Below are 21,217 nucleotides of genomic sequence, written 5' to 3' on the forward strand. Positions count from 1 at the left end.
CCTGCCGGGGGACTAGCCCGCGTGCGAGACCGCCCACGCGCCGATCCTCGCCATCAACGCGTCGTCGGCGGCGTGCTCGGCATGGCCCATGCCCGGCTCCAGCCACAGTTCGGCGTGGCCGGGCGCGGCGTCCACCAGCATCCGCGGGTGGTCGACGGGGAAGTAGCCGTCCCGGTCGCCGTGCACGATCAGCAGCGGGGTCGGCGCGATCAGCGGGACGGACTGCACCGGCGAGGCGGGCACCGGGTCCCAGTCCCGGTGGTGGATACGGGTGCGCAGGCCGTAGCGGCCCACCAGCCGGCCCTCCGGCCGGGTCACCAGCCAGTGCAGCCGCCGCATGGGGGCCGTGCCCCGGTAGTACCAGCGGGCCGGGGCGCTGACGGACGCCACCGCGTCCGTGTCCGCGCCCTCCTGGTGCAGTGCCGCGTGCCGCAGCACCACCGATCCGCCCATCGAGAAGCCGACGGTGGCCACCCGGGAATGTCCCAGCTCGCGCGCCCAGCGCACCGCGGCCGCCAGGTCGTGCACCTCGCGGTCGCCGACCGTGGAACGTCCCCCCGACGCGCCGTGCCCGCGGAAGGAGAAGGTGACCACGGCGCCGTACCGGGCGAGGACGCCGGCGACGCGGCGGACATGGGGCCGCTCCAGATCGCCGGTGAAGCCGTGCGCGACGACGATCACAAGATCGTCCGGATGGCCGGTGGGTGCACGTCCGGTGTTGTCCGCACCGGATCCCGGCTCGTACGCGGCGTCGATCGCGACCCCGTCGACCGTGCGCAGAACCGTCCGCAAGGGCCCACGGCGCGTCGTCTCGAAGTGTGGACGAACCGTGGATCGTGCCATGTGACCTGCCCGACCAGTGCTCATGTGGGCTATTCTGCTGGGCAGAGGACTCGGGCAGCGTAGCCCCCGGGTCCTTTTGTGCTTTCGGAAGCGTTGTATACGAAGCGGGAAACCGCAGGTGTACGGGCCGGCGAACGCGCAGCGGGTCCCAGGGCAGGCGGGATTCGCCACCGTACGAAACGAAGCAGTGCCGCAAACGTCCTCGAAGGGACCGAGGAGGAACCAGACGTTATGGGCGAGCGAACCGTGCACGAACCGACGACGATTGAGGCGGGAGGCACACGATGAGTTCTCTGCTTCTTCTGACCAACGCCCTCCAGCCGTCCACGGAGGTGCTTCCCGCTCTCGGCCTGCTCCTGCACAATGTGCGAGTGGCCCCGGCGGAAGGCCCCGCTCTCATCGACACCCCGGGCGCCGACGTGATCCTCGTCGACGGACGGCGGGACCTGCCGCAGGTGCGCAGCCTGTGCCAGCTGCTGCGCTCCACCGGGCCCGGCTGCCCCCTCGTCCTCGTCGTCACCGAGGGCGGTCTCGCGGCCGTCACCGCCGACTGGGGCATCGACGACGTGCTGCTGGACACCGCGGGACCGGCCGAGGTCGAGGCGCGGCTGCGGCTGGCCATGGGCCGCCAGCAGATCGTCAACGACGACTCCCCCATGGAGATCCGCAACGGCGACCTGTCCGTCGACGAGGCCACCTACAGCGCCAAGCTCAAGGGCCGCGTCCTCGATCTCACCTTCAAGGAGTTCGAGCTCCTGAAGTACCTGGCGCAGCACCCGGGCCGGGTGTTCACCCGGGCCCAGCTGCTCCAGGAGGTCTGGGGCTACGACTACTTCGGCGGTACGCGCACGGTCGACGTCCATGTACGACGGCTGCGCGCCAAGCTCGGCCCCGAGCACGAGTCGCTGATCGGCACCGTCCGGAACGTCGGCTACCGGTTCGTCACCCCGGAGAAGCCGGATCGCTCGGCCGAGGAGACGAAGGCGAAGGCCCCGGCGGGCCGGCCAAAGGCGGAGGATGCGGGCGAGAGGGCGGCCGTGTCCGCGACCGAGGTCACGGCTGAGGCATAGAACCACGTACTCCCTGCCCAGGGGCGGTCCATCCGCGTAGACTCCGCGCGTGGCCAAGGTGACTCGGGACGATGTGGCGCGGCTGGCGGGTACTTCCACCGCCGTTGTCAGCTATGTCATCAACAACGGACCCCGGCCGGTCGCCCCGGCCACGCGCGAGCGTGTCCTCGCGGCGATCAAGGAACTGGGGTACCGGCCGGACCGGGTCGCCCAGGCCATGGCGTCGCGGCGCACCGACCTGATAGGCATGATCGTCCCGGACGCGCGCCAGCCCTTCTTCGGCGAGATGACGCACGCGGTCGAGCAGGCCGCCGCCGAGCGCGGAAAGATGGTGCTGGTCGGCAACACCGACTATGTGGCCGAGCGCGAGGTCCACTATCTGCGGGCCTTCCTCGGGATGCGCGTGTCCGGGCTGATCCTGGTCAGCCACGCGCTCAACGACCACGCCGCCGCCGAGATCGACGCCTGGGACGCCCGGGTGGTGCTGCTGCACGAGCGGCCCGAGGCGATCGACGACGTCGCGGTCGTCACCGACGACCTCGGTGGCGCCCAGCTCGCCGTCCGCCATCTCCTGGAGCACGGCTACCCCTATGTCGCCTGTATGGGCGGCACCGCCGAGACCCCCGCGGTCGGCGACCCGGTCTCCGACCACGTCGAGGGCTGGCGGCGGGCCATGCAGGAGGCCGGGCTGCCGACGGAGGGCCGGCTGTTCGAGGCGCCGTACAACCGTTACGACGCGTACCAGGTGGGCCTTGAGCTGCTGGCCGGGCCGAACCGTCCCCCGGCCATCTTCTGCTCCACCGACGACCAGGCGATCGGCGTGCTGCGCGCGGCGCGCGAGCTGCGCATCGATGTGCCGGGCGAACTGGCCGTGGCCGGGTTCGACGACGTCAAGGAGGCGGCGCTGACGGATCCGCCGCTGACGACGGTGGCCTCGGACCGCTCGGCGATGGCCCGGGCGGCCGTGGACCTGGTCCTCGACGACGGCCTCCGCGTGGCCGGCTCCCGGCGCGAGCGCGTCAAGCAGTTCCCGTCCCGCCTGGTGGTCCGCGGCTCCTGCGGGTGCGAGGGCTGAGCGAGGCCCCCACGCCGCCGCCGCTTTTCCGGCCGCTTTCCGGTCGCTTTTCCTGTCGCTTCTCCGGTCGCCGCCCGCAGCACGACGCCCGCCGGTGGGCCGGCGGGCCGTCGCTGGGGGTGTGTGCCGAGCGTTCTGAGGGTGCTCAGAACAGCAGGTTGTACTGGTTGAAGCCGGTGCCCAGGCTGATCCGGGAGCCGAACAGGTCCGCGGACGCCTTGTCGGTGCCGGGGTAGAGCCACAGCTTGCCGCTGGAGTCGCGGGTGATGACGTCGGCGATGCCGTCGCCCGTCACATCGCCGTTGCCCACGTACGAGGTGAAGTTCCAGCCCGTACGCGCCTTGATCCGGGTCGACCACGGGGTGTGCTCCTGCTGGGTGCCCCGGTACAGCCACAGCGTGCCGTCGGTGGAGCGGGCCAGCAGGTCGGCCTTGCCGTCGCCGGACAGGTCGCCCCGGCCGAAGATCTGCACGCCCTTCCACGCCCGGTCGACGACCTTGACCCGGCCGTAGAACTGGCCGTTGCCCTTGCCCGGGTACAGGTACACCGAGCCGTCCGTGTCCACCGCGACCAGGTCGGGGCGGCCGTCACCGGTCATGTCGCCCGGCACGGCGTAGGACTTGTAGCCGCCCCACACCGAGCTGATCTGCATCCAGGTGAACTGCTGGGCGGCGTGGTCGTAGTAGCTGCGGTACAGCTTGCCGTCGCTCTTCTCCCGGATGATCAGGTCCTGGAAGTAGTCGCGGTCCAGGTCGGCCTGGAGAGCCCAGCTGGCGTCCTGCCAGCCGTGGCTGCCGAAGACGCGCGAGGCGAGCGAGGTGCCCTTGCTGTCCTGCTCGAACAGGCCCCCGGACGGGGTGCGCTCCAGCAGGTCGGCGCGGCCGTCGTAGTTCAGGTCCGAGTCGTCGATACGGGGCTGGGCGGCCCAGGTGTACGAGGAGACCTTGGTGAAGACCGGGTAGGCGCCCTTGCCCGTGCAGCCCGCGACGCCCCACGACACCACGCCGACGATCTTGCCGCCGACCACGAGCGGGCCGCCGGAGTCACCGTTGCAGGTGCTCTTGGTGCCCTCGTCGGTGCCGGTGGCCGGGGTGCCGGCGCAGATCATCGAGCCCTCGGCGAAGTAGTCCGCGCCGATGACCGACTTCATCGCACTGTTGCAGGTCGCGTCGGCGACCATCGGCAGGCTCACCTTGCGCAGCGTGGCCGACAGGTCGGCACCGTCGGCGCCGGAGGTCAGGCCCCAGCCGTAGACGGTGGCGTTGGCGGTGGTGGTGGGCTTGTAGAGCGCGCTGTCGTTCGACGCGGCCAGCCGCATCCACTGCTGCTCCAGCGGCGCGCCGAGGGTGAGGACGGCGATGTCGTTCTGGAGCGTGTCGTGGTTGAAGTGGGGGTGGCTCCACTGACGGATGACGGCCACCGCGGTCCCGCCGTCGAGGTCCCCCGAGCCGGCCCGCACGACACCGTTGTCGACCCAGTCCAGACCGGCGACGCAGTGCGCGGCGGTGAGGACCTTGTTCGGGGCGACCAGGGTGCCGCCGCAGAAGTAGCCCTCGTCGGTGGCGGGGTCGTAGTAGCCGAGCTGGACCATCCAGGGCGCGGAGGCGATCGTCGTCTCCGTGCCGCCGATGATGAACGAGGACGGCTTGCCGGTGGCGGCGGGCGCCTTGGCGGCCGCCGTCTGCGCCCGCTCCTTGTTCACGGCCGCCTGCTTCCTGGCGGCGTTGATCAGGCGCTGGTGCAGTTCCTGGGACGATGCGGCGGGCTTCGGGGCGTCGGTCCGCTGCTGGATGACTCCGGGCGTCGGGAGTCCGTCGGCGGCGGCCGCCGACTGGGCCGCCAGGGCGCCGACGCCGCTCAGGGTCAGCGCGAGTGCGGCCGCGGGGAGCGCCACGGCGGGGCGTCTCCAGCGGTCACGCAGGGCACGTATCACTCAGGGCTCCTGGGGTGTGTCGTAGACAGGGCCCGAGGAGGGCGTACGACGCACCGGCCCGACGCAGCGCGGCGCGAAAGCCGCGCAGAGCAGTCGGGCGAAACCGCGGAGCCCCCCTCCGGTGGCCGTGATCGTAGCCTCGGGCGCCCTTCCGTCACACGGGCTGCACAGCCCTCAGACAAACGTTCGCCTACCGCTCCCCGATCACTAATCTCACAGAAACCTCAGGTTTCCCCTGGCTCCATGGCACCAGGAGTCCCGGGGCTGTCGCGGCCTTCCCGCGGCCCCGCTCCCGAAGGCCTCCGCGAGGCGCCTTTATATCGGGCATACGAGGTTCTGTCGGGCTTCTCAGCGGTGACTCACCTGGCTCTCATGATCCCGGGACACTCTCTATTACATGACCGAGAGCTTCCGCCGCAGCGGCGAGTACGAGAACCCCCAGGGTGACGGACACCAGTCCGCGTACCCCTGGCAGCAGCACGTCGCTCCCTCCGTGAACCCCGAGTGGCCGCCCCCGCCGGCGTACCAGCCGGCCCGGCCGGCCTTCGCCCCGGGATACGGCGGAGGCGAGGGCGACGGCGGCGACGCGACCGCGCATCTCGGTACCGTCCCCGCGGCGCCCGAGCCGAGGAAGCGGACCAAGGGCCCGCTCGCGGTCCTCGCCGCCGTGGCGATCGTCGCCGCGGCCATAGGCGGCGGCACGGCCTACGGCATCCAGGAACTGACCGGCAAGACCACCGTCCCCTCCAGCTCGACCAGCACCAACGTCGTGCCGTCGAGCAAGCGGGGCACGGTCGCCGGTGTCGCCGCCGCGGTCAGCCCGAGCATCGTGGAGATCAGCGCCACCTCGAACCAGGGTCAGTCGACCGGCTCCGGCGTGATCACCACCGGCGACGGCGAGATCGTCACCAACAACCACGTCATCTCCGGCGCGTCCTCGATCAAGGTGGCCACGAGCAGCGGCAAGTCCTACACCGCCCAGGTCGTCGGCACCGACAGCAAGAAGGACCTCGCGCTCATCAAGCTGGAGGGCGCCTCCGGGCTCAAGGCCGCCACGCTCGGCAACTCCGACGGCATCCAGGTCGGCGACCAGGTCGTGGCGATCGGCTCCCCCGAGGGCCTGACCGGGACCGTCACCAGCGGCATCGTCTCGTCGCTCAACCGCGACGTCACCGTCTCGACCGACGAGAACCGGAGTCAGGGCCAGGGCAACGGCAACGGTCAGTGGCCGTTCGAGTTCGGCGGCCGCCAGTTCAACGGCGACACCGGGTCCTCCACCACCACCTACAAGGCGATCCAGACGGACGCGTCCCTCAACCCGGGCAACTCCGGCGGCGCCCTCATCGACATGAACGGCAACATCATCGGCATCAACTCGGCCATGTACTCCGCCAGTTCGGACTCGACCTCGTCGAGCGCCGGCAGTGTGGGTCTCGGCTTCGCCATCCCGATCAACACCGTCAAGTCCGACCTGGCGACCCTCCGCTCCGGTTCTCAGAACTGAGCGGACGCCCGGTAGGGCCGGTTGGTAAGGAGCATGACATGATCAAGCAGGTTCTGCACCCCACGACCGCCCCCGTCGCCCCCGCCCGGGTCTGCCTGGCCCTGGCCGTGGCGCACGAGCTCCACACCCCGGCGGCCCCCGCGCCGGAGGCGTACGAACTCCGCACCGTCGTGACCGCCGCGACCCCCGCCTCGAAGGCCTACGAGCTGCGCGCACCGGCCCGCCGGGCCCCGGAGGTGGCGGTCCCCCAGCTGATGGGCCTGCGCCGCACCAACGTCGGACGCCCCCGCCGCAAGGTGCCGCTGAACCGTCTCACCACGGCGATGTGCTGACCCTCGTAGCGCCCACGACTCGGCAGATCCGCACACCTTCGGCCCGCCCACCACTCCGCAGATCCGCCCGCCCCGGCGCCCGCACCCACCCGATCCGCCCGTACGCCCCCGGCGCCGGCGCACGCCCCCCGTGCGCGGACGATCCCGGCGCCGGTGGCCGTCCCGGGCCCTTCCGCCTCTTCCGCGCGAAACGTGCGAGGCTGAAGACGTTCAGCCACCGTCCCGCCGCACCCCGAGGATCTCCCGACACATGAGCCCCGCCGAAGGCGACCGTGAACCCCAGCGCATTCTGATCGTCGACGACGAGCCGGCGGTCCGCGAAGCACTCCAGCGCAGCCTCGCCTTCGAGGGCTACGACACCGAGGTCGCCGTGGACGGCGCGGACGCGCTGGAGAAGTCCACCGCGTACCAGCCCGACCTGGTCGTCCTCGACATCCAGATGCCGCGGATGGACGGCCTCACCGCCGCCCGCCGGATGCGCGGCGCGGGCACCACCACCCCCATCCTGATGCTCACGGCCCGCGACACGGTCGGCGACCGCGTCACCGGTCTCGACGCCGGGGCCGACGACTACCTGGTCAAACCCTTCGAACTGGACGAGCTGTTCGCCCGTATCCGCGCCCTGCTCCGCCGCAGCTCGTACGCGGCCACGACGGTGGGCGTCCCGGAGGAGGAGGCGCTGACCTTCGCGGACCTGCGGATGGACCTGGCGACACGCGAGGTCTCACGGGGCGGACGGCCGGTGGAACTGACCCGTACCGAGTTCACGCTCCTGGAGATGTTCATGGCCCATCCGCGCCAGGTGCTGACCCGCGAGCAGATCCTCAAGGCGGTCTGGGGCTTCGACTTCGAGCCGTCGTCGAACTCCCTCGACGTGTATGTGATGTACCTGCGCCGCAAGACCGAGGCGGGCGGCGAACCCCGGCTGGTGCACACGGTGCGCGGGGTGGGCTACGTCCTGCGGCAGGGCGGCGCCGAGTGATCAGACGTTTCCGCTCCCTGCCGCTGCGCTCCCGGCTCGCCCTGCTGGTGGCGGCGGCGGTCGCGTTCGGGGTGGCGGCGGTGTCGGTGAGCTGCTGGTTCATCGTGCAGGGCAAGCTGTACGAGCAGGTGGACAACGACCTGAAGAGCTCCAGCGTGCCGGTGCGGCCGGGCGGGCTGGCGAACGTCCTGGCCGAGTGCAGGACCACGCCCTCCCCGCAGGAGGACCGCGGCCCCGAGATGAGCACGTACTACACCCAGGTGGTCAACGCCGACGGCCAGATCTGCGTGTACGCGAACTCGGCCGGCATGGTCAGGATCACCCGCAGCGACACCGAGATCGCCCGGAACCCGACCCACGGCATCCTCCACAACAGCGTCGACAGCAAGGGCGCGCCGGTGCGGGTGCTGACGACGCCCCTGCTCAGCGAGACCCCCGCGGGCCCCCAGCTGTACCCGGGCTACGTCCTGATCGTGGCGTACCCCCTGAAGGACACCGACAAGACGCTCGACGACCTCGCCGTGATCCTTCTCATCGTGTCCGGCCTCGGCGTCGTGGGCGCCGGAGCCGTCGGCCTGGCCGTGGCCCGTGCGGGTCTGCGCCCCGTCGACAAGCTGACGGAGGCCGTCGAACACATCGCCCGCACCGAGGACCTGACCACGCGGATCCCGGCGGACGAGGACAGCATGGACGAGATCGCCCGGCTGTCCCGCTCCTTCAACTCGATGACCTCGGCCCTCGCCAGCTCCCGCGAGCTGCAGCAGCAGCTGATCGCGGACGCCGGCCATGAGCTGCGCACCCCGCTCACGTCCCTGCGCACCAACATCGAACTTCTCACCCGCAGCGAGGAGACGGGCCGCCCGCTCCCCGCGGAGGACCGCAAGGCGCTCCTCGACTCGGTGAAGGCCCAGATGACCGAGCTGGCCTCGCTGATCGGCGACCTCCAGGAGCTGTCCCGCCCCGAGAAGGGGCTGCACGCCGGCAAGGCCCAGGTAGTGGAGTTGCAGGACACCGTCGAGGCCGCCCTGCGCCGCGCCCGGCTGCGAGGCCCCGAGCTGACCATCACGGCGGCCCTCCAGCCCTGGTACGTCCGGGCGGAGCCGTCCGCGCTGGAGCGCGCGGTCGTGAACATCCTCGACAACGCGGTGAAGTTCAGCCCCGAGGGCGGCACGATCGACGTCGCCCTGGCCAACGGCGTCCTGACGGTCCGCGACCACGGCCCCGGCATCGCGGCCGAGGAACTCCCGCATGTCTTCGACCGCTTCTGGCGCTCCCCCTCGGCCCGCGCGCTGCCCGGCTCGGGCCTCGGCCTGTCGATCGTGGCCCGCACGGTCCAGCAGGCGGGCGGCCAGGTGGCCCTGCAGCCGGCGGACGGCGGAGGCACGGTGGCGACGCTCCGGCTGCCGGGCGCCCCGACACCGCCGCCGAGTCCGGCCGAGTAACCGCCGGACCGTCCCACACCCATCCCGTTCCCTCCCCTCCTCCCGGCCCGCCCCTTACCCTCGTATCCATGACCAGCGACGACACCGCCCGCCCGGCACCGACCCGCTCCATCGACACCGTCACCGCGCTGCCTCCCGCACAGGCCGAGGCCGTGCTGGAGCTGCTCGCCGAGGCCGCCCGGGTCGACGGACAACAGGCGGTGTCCGAGCAGGGGCGGCTGCAACTGCGCGGTGGCGAGCGTGAGGGCGTCTCCCATCTGCTGCTGAGGGTCGGCGAGACGCTCGTCGGGTACGCCCAGCTGGAGGACACCGACCCGGTGGAGGCCCCCGCCGCCGAGCTGGTCGTGCACCCCTCGTACCGCGGCCACGGGCACGGCCGGGCGCTCGGCGCCGCCCTTCTGGCCGCCACGGGCAAGCGGCTGCGGGTGTGGGCGCACGGCGGCCACTCCGCCGCCCGGCACCTCGCCCAGGTCCTCGGTCTCACCCTCTTCCGCGAACTGCGCCAGCTGCGCCGCCCGTTGGACCAGCTCGAACTGCCCGAGCCGAAGCTGCCCGACGGTGTCACCGTCCGCACCTTCGTGCCCGGCCAGGACGACGCGGCCTGGCTCGCCGTCAACGCCGAGGCCTTCGCCCACCACCCCGAGCAGGGCTCCCTGACCCAGCGCGACCTCGACGACCGCAAGGCCGAGTCGTGGTTCGACCCGCAGGGCTTCTTCCTCGCGGAGCGGGAGGGTGCGCACGGCCTCGAACTCATCGGCTTCCACTGGACCAAGATCCACGCGGAGGAGCAGCTCGGCGAGGTGTACGTCCTCGGTGTCCGGCCCGGCGCCCAGGGCGGCGGCCTCGGCCGCTCCCTCACCACGATCGGCCTGCGGTACCTGACCGCCCAGGGCCTGCCGACCGCCATGCTCTACGTCGACGCGGACAACCCGGCGGCGCTCGCGGTGTACGAACGGCTGGGCTTCAGCACCTACGAGACGGACCTGATGTACCGGACGGAGACCTGAGGCTACCGGTGCCCGAGCACCGCAGGCGGTGTCTGCGCAGGGGCTCCGGCAGCAGCACGGCGCCCGCCGTCAGGGTGAGCGCCAGCAGGACCGCCCACCGCTGATGGGCCACCGCCCAGCCGGGTGAGTCCGCCGCGGCGAACAGGCCCCAGCGCTCGGGCAGCGGTGCCGCGAGCAGCGCCACGAGCACCGCACCGGCCGCCGACGTCCGCGCCCGGCCGCGGCTCCTCGGCGAACCGCACGGCGGCAACGGCGCCGGTGAGCACCAGCACCCCGAGCGCCGCCGCCTCGACGGTGAGGCCGCCGGCCGGGGGCCGTATCCGGCCCGGTACGAGCAGCAGGGCCGCCGCACAGCGCGGCGAGCGGGACGACGAGCGCCGCCCTCAGTCCGGTCCGTACCGCCCGCCGGGTCGGCACGGCCGCCGTGACGTTCCGCGCGGGGTCGTCCAGCAGGAACGCCAGGCCCACGGCGAAGGCGAGCGCGGCCGACCGCAGCAGAAGGAGGGCGGGCGCGGCGCCGGTCCCCCGGGCCGTGGCGGCGAACGCCCCGTCACTTCTCGTTTCCCTCCCTCCCCTTCATCGGACGAGCCCCCGCGAACGGTTCACGCGGCAGAAGAGAATCCGGAAGAGAATTTTTCAGCGCCCCGCCCCGCCCCGCGGCAGCCCCCCTCGGCCGGCCCCGAAGGAGCCCCCTCGGCCCGCCCCGCAGCAACCCCTCGTCCGGCCCCGAAGCCCACCCCCGCCCCCGGCCCGACGCAGCGGCCCCAGCGCGACCAGAAGCAGGCCCCCGCCCCGTAGACCGCACCCGTTCCCACCCCGTTCCGGGCCGGGACGCCGTACACGCCCCGTCCAGCCCCCTCGTACGCCGCCACGCCCCCTGTAGACGTCCGCGAGCCTCTCCTCGCTATCCCGCACGTCATGTCGCCGTAACCATTGATTCAGACGGACTTGCGACGCTCAGCCAATGAACGCCGTCGTGCCCGAGCCCTCGCCGCCCCCGCACAACGGGGCCGGTACGGAACGCGGGGTTCCGTTCTCCACGCCGCCGCCCGCCCGCTCCGACGCGCCCGTCACCCGGTCGGCGCGGAAGAATGGGTTTATGAGCCAGCAGAACGCCCAGGCACCGGCCCACCCGTCCCCCGCCACCCCCCGTGAGGGGGAACCCTCGGGTCGCGCGAACACGCAGAACCAGCAGCCCTCTGTGGGTTCCATCGCCGCGCACCGCCCGCACACCGTGGCCGCGACGGTCTCCGAACTCGAACCAGACATCGACGCCGACCTCGACGCCTACGAAGAGGGAGAGGGCGCCCAGCTCCCGCAGGGCCGCTTCCTCGACCGCGAGCGCAGCTGGCTCGGATTCAACGAGCGCGTGCTCGAACTGGCCGAGGACCCGAACACGCCCCTGCTGGAGCGCGCCAAGTTCCTGGCGATCTTCGCCAGCAACCTGGACGAGTTCTTCATGGTCCGGGTGGCGGGTCTGAAGCGCCGTATCGCCACCGGTGTCGCCACCCGCTCGGCGTCCGGCCTCCAGCCCCGCGAGGTGCTGGAGATGATCTGGGCCCGCTCCCGCGAGCTCATGGCCCGGCACGCGGCCTGCTTCCACGAGGACGTCGCCCCGGCGCTCGTGGAGGAGGGCATCCACCTGGTCCGCTGGAGCGAGCTGACCGACAAGGAGCAGGCTCGCCTGTTCACGCTCTTCCGGCACCAGATCTTCCCGGTGCTCACCCCGCTGGCCGTCGACCCCGCACACCCCTTCCCGTACATCTCGGGACTCTCGCTGAACCTCGCGGTCGTCGTGCGCAACCCGGTCTCCGGCCACCGCCACTTCGCGCGGGTCAAGGTGCCGCCGCTGCTCTCCCGCTTCCTGGAGGCCTCCCCGCAGCGCTACGTCCCCATCGAGGACGTCATCGCCGCGCACCTGGAGGAGCTGTTCCCGGGCATGGAGGTGCTGGAGCACCACACCTTCCGGATAACGCGCAACGAGGACCTCGAGGTCGAGGAGGACGACGCCGAGAACCTGCTCCAGGCCCTGGAGAAGGAGCTCATGCGGCGCCGCTTCGGGCCCCCGGTACGCCTGGAGGTCGAGGAGTCCATCGACCGCTACGTGCTGGACCTGCTGGTGCGCGAGCTGAAGATCTCCGAGGCCGAGGTGTACCCGCTGCCGGGTCCCCTGGACCTCACCGGCCTCTTCGGCATCGCCAACCTGGACCGGCCCGAGCTGAAGTACCCGAAGTACGTCGCGGGCACCCACCGTGACCTCGCGGAGGTCGAGTCGGCGTCCGCGCCCGACATCTTCGCGGCGCTGCGGGAGCGGGACGTCCTGCTGCACCACCCGTACGACAGCTTCTCCACCTCGGTGCAGGCGTTCCTGGAGCAGGCGGCCGGCGACCCGGACGTGCTCGCCATCAAGCAGACGCTGTACCGGACCTCGGAGACCTCGCCGATCGTCGACGCGCTCATCGACGCGGCGGAGTCCGGCAAGCAGGTCCTCGTGCTGGTCGAGATCAAGGCCCGCTTCGACGAGCAGGCCAACATCAAGTGGGCCCGCAAGCTGGAGGAGGCGGGCTGCCACGTCGTCTACGGGCTCGTCGGCCTGAAGACGCACTGCAAGCTGTCCCTGGTCGTACGGCAGGAGGGCGAGACGCTCCGCCGCTACAGCCATGTCGGTACGGGCAACTACCACCCGAAGACCGCACGGCTGTACGAGGACCTGGGGCTGCTGACCGCCGACTCGCAGGTCGGCGCGGACCTGTCCGACCTCTTCAACAGGCTGTCGGGCTACTCCCGCCGGGAGACCTACCGCCGGCTGCTGGTCGCCCCCAAGTCCCTGCGCGACGGCCTGATCTCCCGGATCAACAAGGAGATCCAGCACCACCGGGCCGGCCGGCCCGCGTGCGTGCGCATCAAGGTCAACTCGATGGTGGACGAGGCGATCATCGACGCGCTCTACCGCGCATCGCAGGCGGGCGTCCCGGTCGATGTGTGGGTGCGCGGCATCTGCGCGCTGCGCCCCGGTGTCACCGGCCTGTCGGAGAACATACGGGTGCGGTCCATCCTCGGCCGCTTCCTCGAACACTCGCGTGTCTTCGTGTTCGGAAACGGTGGCGAACCCGAGGTGTGGATCGGCAGTGCCGACATGATGCACCGCAACCTCGACCGCCGCATCGAAGCACTCGTCAGGGTCACCGACCCGGCGCACCGGGCGGCCCTCAACCGGCTCATCGAGAACGGTATGTCCGACACCACGGCCTCCTGGCACCTGGGCCCGGACGGCGAGTGGACCCGGCACGCGACCGACGCGGACGGCCAGCCCCTGCGGAACATCCAGGAGATGCTCATAGACGCCCGGAGGCGCCGGCGTGGCACAGCAACACCTTGATCCCCCCACCAACCCCACGGCCGGGCCCACCGGGGACGCCCTCGCGGGCTATCTGCGGGCCCAGGCCACGGAGTTCCTCCGCTCGCTGCGGCAGCACCGGGAGACCGGTGCCGGGGGTCCCTCGGCTCATGGGGGTCCCCCCGCTCGGGCGAGGTCGCGCGTGGGGGAGGAGTCGCCCGCGGGGGGTCCCGGCACGGACGACTCCGGCGACGCGGCGCTCGCGCTGCGCCGCTCGGCCCGCCGTATCAGCGGCACGCTGCACACCTTCCGTCCCCTTCTGGACGCCGACTGGTCGGAGGCGATGCGTCCGGAGCTCGCGTGGCTCTCGGGCACGCTCGCCCGCGAGCACGCGTACGCGGCCCGGCTCGAACGGCTGCTGCTCGCGCTGCACCGGCTGTCCGGCTCCTCGGTCTTCCCCGCCCCGACGGGGGGCGCGGGGGAGGCCGGCACCGGCCCGCGCAGCCAGCCCGGCGTTCCCGAGCGGGGCAATCTGACCGTCGGCGCGGCGAAGGCGGGGGCCCTGCTGGAGCGCCAGCTGACCCTGGCCCGGACGCGGGCCCACTCCGCGGCGCTGCAGGCCCTCGGCTCCAGCCGGTTCCACGCGGTGGCGGACAGTGTCGCGGTCCTCGCCAGCGAGGTCCCGCTCACGGCCGCCGCGGCGACCGCCGATCTGCGTCCGCTGGCCGCCGCCGCGGAGGAGCGCCTGTGCGACGCGGTGGCCGCGCTGCCGCTGGTCACCGCGGGCCATCCGTACAACGCGGAGGCCCTGATCCACGGCCTGTCGCCCGACCCGGCCCCGCACCCGCAGGACGGCCCCTGGCACCAGGTCCGGCTGCTGCTGCGCCTGCACCGCTACGCCCGGGAGGTGCTCTACGGGGAGGACGTGCCCGTCGACGTACGACTGCTGGCGGCGGGCCAGGCCCTGAACCGGCACCGGGACGCCTCGGAGGCGGCCGCGGCCGCCGCGGCGGCGGCGCGCACCCCGCGCATCGCCCCGGCGACGGCGTACGCGCTGGGCGTGCTGCACGCCGACCAGCGCCATGAGGTGGAGGCGGCCCGCTTCGCGTTCCAGCAGTCATGGCAGAAGCAGGCGGTGGGTACCCCGTAGGCGCCCCGGGGGCGGGCACACGCCGGCCCCCACCCGCCCGCCCCCGGGCACGCGGCGGCAGAGACTCGCACGACGGCAGGGCACGCCGCGACAGGGGTGCCGCCGGTACGAGAGAGGAGCCGGAGCACCCGATGAGCGACGACGTCATCCGCGCGGCGGGCTGTGTCCTGTGGCGCCGCTCCCCCGTCGACGGCGAACCGCAGATCTGCCTGGTCCACCGGCCCAGATACGACGACTGGTCGCATCCCAAGGGCAAGCTCAAGCGCGGTGAAGACCCGCTCACGGGCGCGCTGCGCGAGGTGGAGGAGGAGACGGGGTACACCGCCGTCCCCGGCGCGCCCCTGCCCACCGCCCACTACGAGGTGAACGGCCGCCCCAAGCAGGTCCACTACTGGGCGGCCGAGGCGACGGCGGGCTTCTTCGTCCCGAACCGGGAGGTCGACCGCATCCTGTGGCTCCCGCCCACCGCGGCCCGGGCCCGGCTGACCCAGCCGCGGGACCGCGAACTGGTCGATGTATTCCTGAACGTGCTTAACCTGACATAAGCGCCATGCATCCCGAAAGGGGCAGTCGCTTGACGCCCGTGCCCCGCGCGGGGGACGGGCCCGCGCGAACGGCCGGAAACAGCCGTCTCCGGCCGAAAATCGCAGGCCAACCACCCACCACTGCGGCTCGACCACCGGAATGCCCCCGTGTCCGAGACGTAAGCGTTCCGTGACCTAACCGCACCGACCGCAGGGGTTCACCTTCCGTTCACTCTCGACCATCGGCAGCTTCACCTGTTCTGCCTAATTTCGGCCGTACACGGTGCGAAGCGCGCATGGGGCGTGCTGTCGCGTTCACCGTCACAGCAGCCCTGACGGGCTACCACACTTCGCACGCCGCCACGGACGGCGGCTTCTGGAAGGAACTCCCGAAAGTGATGCTTCAGCGCAAGAACCGGCTTCGCGCCCTTTCCCTCGGTGCTGTCGCCGTCTCCGGCGCCCTGGCCCTGACGGCGTGCGGCTCCGATGACACGGGCAAGAGCAACAACAGCGGCAGCTCGGCCTCCCCGGCCAGCTCCTCCGCCATCAAGTGCGACGGTGCCAAGGGTCAGCTGCAGGCCTCCGGCTCTTCCGCGCAGAAGAACGCGATCGACGCGTGGGTCAAGCAGTACACGCAGTCCTGCCACGACGTTCAGATCAACTACAACCCGACCGGTTCGGGCGCCGGTGTCACCGCGTTCCTCGGTGGCCAGACCGCGTTCGCCGGCTCGGACTCCGCGCTGAAGCCCGACGCTGTCGCCCAGTCGAGCAAGGTCTGCGCCGGTGGCGGCAAGGCCATCGACCTGCCGATGGTCGGCGGCCCGATCGCGGTCGGCTTCAACGTCCCGGGCGTGGACAGCCTGGTCCTCGACCCCGCCACGATCGCCCAGATCTTCAACGGCAAGATCGCGAAGTGGAACGACGCGGCGATCAAGAAGCTGAACCCGAGCGCCAAGCTGCCTGACCTCAAGATCCAGGCCTTCCACCGCTCCGACGAGTCCGGCACCACGGACAACTTCACCAAGTACCTGATCGCCACCGCCAAGAGCGACTGGCCCTACTCGGGCGGCAAGGCCTGGCAGGCCAAGGGCGGCCAGTCCGCTCAGGGCTCCGCCGGTCTGGCCCAGCAGGTCAAGCAGACCTCGGGTGCGATCTCCTACTTCGAGCTGTCCTACGCCGCCGACGGCATCAAGACGGCCGACCTCAAGACCGGTGCCTCGACCCCGGCCAAGGCCACCGTCGAGAACGCCACCAAGGCCATCGCGAGCGCCAAGGTCGCCGGCACCGGCAAGGACCTGGCCCTCAAGCTGAACTACCAGCCCACCGAGGACGGCGCCTACCCGCTGACCCTGGTCACCTACGAGATCGTCTGTGACAAGGGCAACAAGGCCGACACCCTGCCGGCCGTGAAGTCCTTCCTCAACTACATCGCGTCGGAGGACGGCCAGAACCAGCTGGCCGAGGCGAAGTACGCGCCGATCCCCGCCGAGATCAACTCCAAGGTTCGCGAGACCATCTCGAGCCTGAGCTGACCCGATGTGCGGCCCGCCCCCCGAAAGAGGGGCGGGCCGCACCGTCCGGTGCACCGCCGCCTGGAGCCGCTACCCGCCACGGCTCCGCAGACCGGAGATCCTGATGGACATCACTACACAGAACACAGAAGCGCCTCCCCCCGCCCCCCAGCCTTCAGCGGCCTCGCACAAGCGTGCGCGCCGCGGCTCCACCCGTGCCGGAGACCGGGTCTTCCTCGGCCTCTCCCGTGGGTCGGGCATCTTCCTTCTGGTGATCATGGCCGCGATCGCGGTCTTCCTCGCCTACCGTGCGTCCATCGCGATCAGCGGTGACCACGGCAACTTCCTGACCACGTTCGAGTGGAACACCAACCTGACCCCGCCGGTCTTCGGCATCGCGGTCCTGGCCTTCGGCACGGTCGTCTCCTCGATCATCGCCATGGCCCTCGCGGTCCCGGTCGCGGTCGGTATCGCGCTGTTCCTCACGCACTACTCGCCGCGCAAGATGGCCGGGCCCATCGCGTACGTCATCGACCTGCTCGCCGCCGTGCCGTCCATCGTCTACGGCCTCTGGGGCGCCCTGGTCCTCGTACCGCACATGGCCGGACTGTTCGGCTGGCTGAACGACTACCTCGGCTGGACCGGCATCTTCTCCTGGCAGGGCGGCGCCCCGCGCTCCCTGCTCACCGTCGGCATCCTGCTCGCGATCATGATCCTGCCGATCATCACCAACGTGAGCCGTGAGGTCTTCCGCCAGGTCCCGCAGATGCACGAGGAAGCGGCCCTGGCCCTCGGCGCCACGCGCTGGGAGGTCATCCGCATGGCCGTGCTGCCCTTCGGCCGCTCGGGTGTGATCTCCGCGTCGATGCTCGGCCTCGGCCGCGCGCTCGGCGAGACGATGGCCGTCGCCACCGTCCTGTCCCCGACCTTCGACATCCAGACCAGCCTGCTGGACCCGGGTGGCGGCACCTTCGCCCAGAACATCGCCAGCAAGTTCGGCGAGGCCACCGACCAGGGCCGTGACGCCCTCATCGCCTCCGGTCTGGTCCTCTTCGTCATCACCCTGCTGGTCAACGGCGCGGCTCGCGTGATCATCGCCCGCCGCAAGGAGTACTCGGGGGCCAACGCATGAGCACCGCAGCCGTCCGCGACAAGCGCGTGAGCACCCTGCGCGGTGCCAGCCTGCCGAAGTGGTCGCCCTGGGCGATCGCCGCGGGCTCGATCGCCGTGGGACTGGGCATCAGCCTGGCCGCCGGCCTCGACAGCAGCATCCAGTGGGCCCTGATGGCCGCGATCCTGTTCGTCCTCGGCACGTACGTCATCGCGGCGCGCGTCGAGGGCCGCCGTCAGGCCAAGGACCGGATCGCGACCAGCCTCGTCTGGGTCTGCTTCCTCCTCGCGGTCATCCCGTTGGCCTCCCTCATCTGGGAGACCGTCAAGCGCGGTGTGAAGGTCTTCGACATCTACTTCCTCACCCACTCGATGGGTGTGGTCGCCGACACCGAGACCGGCGGTGGTATCTACCACGCCATCCTCGGCACCCTGGAGCAGGTCGGCCTCGCCGCGGTCATCGCCGTGCCGGTCGGTGTGCTCACCGCCGTCTACCTCGTCGAGTACGGCAGCGGCAAGCTCGCCCGCTCCGTCACCTTCTTCGTCGACGTCATGACGGGTATCCCGTCGATCGTCGCCGGTCTGTTCGTCCTCAGCTTCTGGATCCTCATCCTCGACATGGGCTACTCCGGCTTCGCCGGTTCGCTGGCCCTGGCGATCCTGATGATGCCCGTGGTGGTCCGCTCCACGGAGGAGATGCTCAAGCTCGTCCCGAACGAGCTGCGCGAGGCGTCCCTCGCGCTGGGTGTCCCGAAGTGGCGCACCATCCTCAAGGTGGTCCTGCCGACCTCGATCGGCGGTATCACCACGGGTGTGATGCTCTCCATCGCACGTATCACCGGCGAGACCGCGCCGATGCTGCTGCTGGTGTGGGGCACCAACTTCATCAACAGCAACCCGTTCAAGGACCCGCAGGCCTCGCTGCCGCTGTACATCTACCAGCAGTACGCGAACAGCGCCGGTTCCGGCGCGGCCTACGACCGGGCCTGGGCGGCGGCACTCGCCCTCATCGCCTTCGTGATGATCCTCAACCTGGTGGCCCGCGGCATCGCCCGCTGGAAGGCCCCGAAGACCGGTCGCTAAAGGCGACGATTTCCGGCTCCGCCGGTCGGGGCCGACAGCGACTGATACTGGAAGTGAAGTAGTCATGGCCAAGCGAATCGACGTAAGCGGTCTCACCGCCTACTACGGCTCCCACAAGGCGATCGAGGACATCTCGATGTCGGTCGAGCCGCGTTCGGTGACGGCGTTCATCGGCCCCTCGGGCTGCGGCAAGTCGACGTTCCTGCGCACGCTCAACCGCATGCACGAGGTGACGCCGGGCGGACGTGTCGAGGGCAAGGTGCTCCTCGACAACGAGGACCTCTACGGTGCCGGGGTCGACCCGGTCTCCGTCCGCCGCGAGGTGGGCATGGTCTTCCAGCGCCCGAACCCCTTCCCCACGATGTCGATCTTCGACAACGTGGCGGCCGGCCTGCGGCTGAACGGCAGCTACAAGAAGTCCGAGCTGAGCGACATCGTGGAGAAGTCGCTCAAGGGCGCCAACCTCTGGAACGAGGTCAAGGACCGCCTGAACAAGCCGGGCTCCGGCCTGTCCGGTGGCCAGCAGCAGCGTCTGTGCATCGCCCGCGCGATCGCGGTCGAGCCGAAGGTGCTGCTCATGGACGAGCCCTGCTCGGCCCTGGACCCGATCTCCACCCTCGCGATCGAGGACCTGATCGGCGAGCTGAAGGAGCGCTTCACGATCGTCATCGTGACGCACAACATGCAGCAGGCCGCGCGTGTCTCCGACCGCACCGCGTTCTTCAACCTGGCGGCCGTGGGCCAGCCCGGCCGGCTGATCGAGATCGACGAGACGGAACGCATCTTCTCCAACCCGTCGGTCCAGGCGACCGAGGACTACATCTCGGGTCGCTTCGGCTGATCCGACCCCGGTCCGAGGACCCCTCGCGGTGCTGCATGGCGGTGCCACCGCGAGGTAGAAGAGGGCCCGCCCCTGGCTCCCGGGGGCGGGCCCGTTCGCGTTATTCGGCGACTTCCGTGCGTTCCCACCACTGGTAGACGGTGACCTGCCCCTCCTGGCTGTGCTCGTGGCGCGCCGTCATCTTGTAGTGCTCGTATCCGCCGCGGTGCGGGATCTTCAGCTCTTTTCCGGGCGGGACGACGGGCACGAGCTTGCCCGCGAGATCGTCCGGCCCGCCTTCGAGGAGTGCCTTCGCAGTCATAGTTCCAGTCTTGTCACGCGCCCGGAACCCGCATCTCGAACCGGAGGGCGCGGGAGCGCGGGCGGGCACACAGCACCACACCCCACCTCCTGACCGGCGGCTTCGGTGAAGCCGCCGGGCGGGAGACGGGGTGTGAAGAAAGGTTTCTGCGCCGGCCCTCCGGCCGGGTGGCTACAGGAACGCCAGGTTGACCATCCAGAAGGCGCACGCCGCCACGATCGCCGCCGCCGGCATCGTGATGAACCAGCCCAGGACGATGTTCTTGGCGATACCCCAGCGCACGGCGTTCAACCGCTTCGTGGCGCCCACGCCCATGATCGCCGACGTTATGACGTGCGTCGTGGAGATCGGCGCCTTGAACAGGTACGCCGTCGCGAACATGATCGACGCGCCCGTGGTCTCCGCCGCGAACCCCTGCGGCGGATCCAGTTCGATGATCTTGCGGCCGAGCGTGCGCATGATGCGCCAGCCACCCGCGTACGTCCCCAGCGACAGCATCGCCGCGGAGACGAGCTTCACCCATACCGGGATCGGGTCGCCGTAGTGCTGGACGTCGCCGATGACCAGCGCCATCGTCACGACGCCCATGGTCTTCTGCGCGTCCTGGAGGCCGTGGCCGAGCGCCATACCCGCTGCCGAGACGGTCTGCGCTATGCGGAATCCCCGCTTCGCCTTGTGCGGACTGGCCCGACGGAACATCCACATGATGGCCGTCATCACCAGATAGCCGACGATCAGGCCCACCACCGGGGACAGGAACATCGGCGTGACGATCTTGTCCAGGACCCCGGACCAGTACACCGTCGTCCCACCGGCCAGCGCCGCGCCCACCAGTCCGCCGAACAATGCGTGGGACGAGGACGACGGCAGGCCGAAGTACCAGGTGAGCAGGTTCCAGGCGATCGCGCCGAGCAGTGCCGCGAAGAGGATGCCCATCCCCTTGCCGCCGGAGGGCGTCTGGATCAGGCCCTCACTGACCGTCTTCGCCACCTCGTTGCCGAGGAACGCACCGGCGAGGTTCATCACCGCCGCCATGGCCAGCGCGGCACGCGGCGTCAGCGCACGCGTCGACACCGAGGTGGCGATGGCGTTCGCCGAGTCGTGGAAGCCGTTGGTATACGCGAAGAACAGCGCGATCAGGATGGTGAGGATCAGAGCAAAGGTGTCCATGG

At 70.9% G+C, this 21,217-nt stretch carries 18 protein-coding genes; 14 read left to right on the plus strand and 4 right to left on the minus strand.

Translation table 11 applies throughout. The features are described 5' to 3' along the window. Positions 1–12 precede the first annotated feature (12 nt). The gene (locus tag ACFYX0_RS24800) at positions 13–867 is read right to left on the minus strand and encodes an alpha/beta hydrolase (RefSeq protein WP_388973185.1); all 855 of its coding nucleotides are present in this window, start codon (positions 865–867) and stop codon (positions 13–15) included. Positions 868–1,127: 260 nt separating this feature from the next. Here ACFYX0_RS24800 and ACFYX0_RS24805 point away from each other — a divergent pair, with 260 nt between their 5' ends. Then, a complete protein-coding gene (locus tag ACFYX0_RS24805) occupies positions 1,128–1,913 on the plus strand; it encodes a response regulator transcription factor (protein ID WP_355919721.1) in 786 nt (261 codons plus the stop codon). 49 nt (positions 1,914–1,962) lie between these two features. Continuing rightward, a complete protein-coding gene (locus ACFYX0_RS24810) occupies positions 1,963–2,988 on the plus strand; it encodes a LacI family DNA-binding transcriptional regulator (protein WP_311694384.1) in 1,026 nt (341 codons plus the stop codon). A 145-nt stretch (positions 2,989–3,133) separates the two neighbouring features. Here ACFYX0_RS24810 and ACFYX0_RS24815 read toward each other — a convergent pair whose 3' ends face one another. Continuing rightward, the gene (locus ACFYX0_RS24815) at positions 3,134–4,921 is read right to left on the minus strand and encodes a trypsin-like serine protease (protein WP_388973187.1); all 1,788 of its coding nucleotides are present in this window, start codon (positions 4,919–4,921) and stop codon (positions 3,134–3,136) included. 397 nt (positions 4,922–5,318) lie between these two features. Here ACFYX0_RS24815 and ACFYX0_RS24820 point away from each other — a divergent pair, with 397 nt between their 5' ends. The 12 genes from ACFYX0_RS24820 (at position 5,319) to pstB (ending at position 19,744) form a co-directional block, all read left to right on the plus strand. Further along, a complete protein-coding gene (locus tag ACFYX0_RS24820) occupies positions 5,319–6,425 on the plus strand; it encodes a S1C family serine protease (protein WP_388973189.1) in 1,107 nt (368 codons plus the stop codon). 38 nt (positions 6,426–6,463) lie between these two features. After that, complete coding sequence (locus tag ACFYX0_RS24825) at positions 6,464–6,757, plus strand: hypothetical protein (protein ID WP_388973191.1); 294 nt, start codon at positions 6,464–6,466, stop codon at positions 6,755–6,757. 250 nt (positions 6,758–7,007) lie between these two features. Beyond that, positions 7,008–7,739, plus strand: a complete 732-nt coding sequence (locus ACFYX0_RS24830) for a response regulator transcription factor (protein WP_355919710.1) — start codon at positions 7,008–7,010, stop codon at positions 7,737–7,739. Beyond that, a complete protein-coding gene (locus ACFYX0_RS24835) occupies positions 7,736–9,181 on the plus strand; it encodes a HAMP domain-containing sensor histidine kinase (RefSeq protein ID WP_355919707.1) in 1,446 nt (481 codons plus the stop codon). The genes ACFYX0_RS24830 and ACFYX0_RS24835 overlap by 4 nt, the downstream gene beginning before the upstream one ends. A gap of 68 nt (positions 9,182–9,249) precedes the next feature. After that, positions 9,250–10,188, plus strand: a complete 939-nt coding sequence (mshD, locus tag ACFYX0_RS24840) for a mycothiol synthase (protein ID WP_388973193.1) — start codon at positions 9,250–9,252, stop codon at positions 10,186–10,188. A gap of 964 nt (positions 10,189–11,152) precedes the next feature. Beyond that, on the plus strand, positions 11,153–13,567 hold the full coding sequence (locus tag ACFYX0_RS24845; protein ID WP_388973196.1) for an RNA degradosome polyphosphate kinase: 2,415 nt from the start codon (positions 11,153–11,155) through the stop codon (positions 13,565–13,567). Next, entirely contained in the window at positions 13,548–14,675 is a 1,128-nt protein-coding gene (locus ACFYX0_RS24850) for a CHAD domain-containing protein (RefSeq protein ID WP_388973198.1), read from the plus strand. Before ACFYX0_RS24845 ends, ACFYX0_RS24850 begins: the two co-directional genes overlap by 20 nt. 131 nt (positions 14,676–14,806) lie before the next feature. After that, complete coding sequence (locus ACFYX0_RS24855; protein WP_388973200.1) at positions 14,807–15,220, plus strand: NUDIX hydrolase; 414 nt, start codon at positions 14,807–14,809, stop codon at positions 15,218–15,220. Between the two features lie 374 nt (positions 15,221–15,594). Continuing rightward, positions 15,595–16,731: a phosphate ABC transporter substrate-binding protein PstS gene (gene pstS / locus ACFYX0_RS24860; protein WP_388973238.1), complete on the plus strand. Its 1,137-nt coding sequence runs from the start codon at positions 15,595–15,597 to the stop codon at positions 16,729–16,731. Positions 16,732–16,834: 103 nt separating this feature from the next. Further along, positions 16,835–17,842, plus strand: coding sequence for a phosphate ABC transporter permease subunit PstC (gene pstC / locus ACFYX0_RS24865; RefSeq protein ID WP_388973202.1), 1,008 nt, complete (start codon positions 16,835–16,837; stop codon positions 17,840–17,842). Then, complete coding sequence (gene pstA / locus ACFYX0_RS24870) at positions 17,839–18,903, plus strand: phosphate ABC transporter permease PstA (RefSeq protein ID WP_388973204.1); 1,065 nt, start codon at positions 17,839–17,841, stop codon at positions 18,901–18,903. The genes pstC and pstA overlap by 4 nt, the downstream gene beginning before the upstream one ends. A gap of 64 nt (positions 18,904–18,967) precedes the next feature. Beyond that, on the plus strand, positions 18,968–19,744 hold the full coding sequence (pstB, locus tag ACFYX0_RS24875; protein WP_311694357.1) for a phosphate ABC transporter ATP-binding protein PstB: 777 nt from the start codon (positions 18,968–18,970) through the stop codon (positions 19,742–19,744). Positions 19,745–19,844: 100 nt separating this feature from the next. On the opposite strand, the gene ACFYX0_RS24880 is transcribed toward pstB, so the two are convergent. Further along, complete coding sequence (locus tag ACFYX0_RS24880; protein ID WP_388973206.1) at positions 19,845–20,045, minus strand: DUF5988 family protein; 201 nt, start codon at positions 20,043–20,045, stop codon at positions 19,845–19,847. Between the two features lie 171 nt (positions 20,046–20,216). Further along, positions 20,217–21,215, minus strand: coding sequence for an anion permease (locus tag ACFYX0_RS24885; protein WP_388973208.1), 999 nt, complete (start codon positions 21,213–21,215; stop codon positions 20,217–20,219). Positions 21,216–21,217 lie beyond the last annotated feature (2 nt).

The sequence above is a fragment of the Streptomyces sp. NPDC002573 genome, assembly GCF_042889625.1.
GTDB lineage: Bacteria > Actinomycetota > Actinomycetes > Streptomycetales > Streptomycetaceae > Streptomyces > Streptomyces gibsoniae.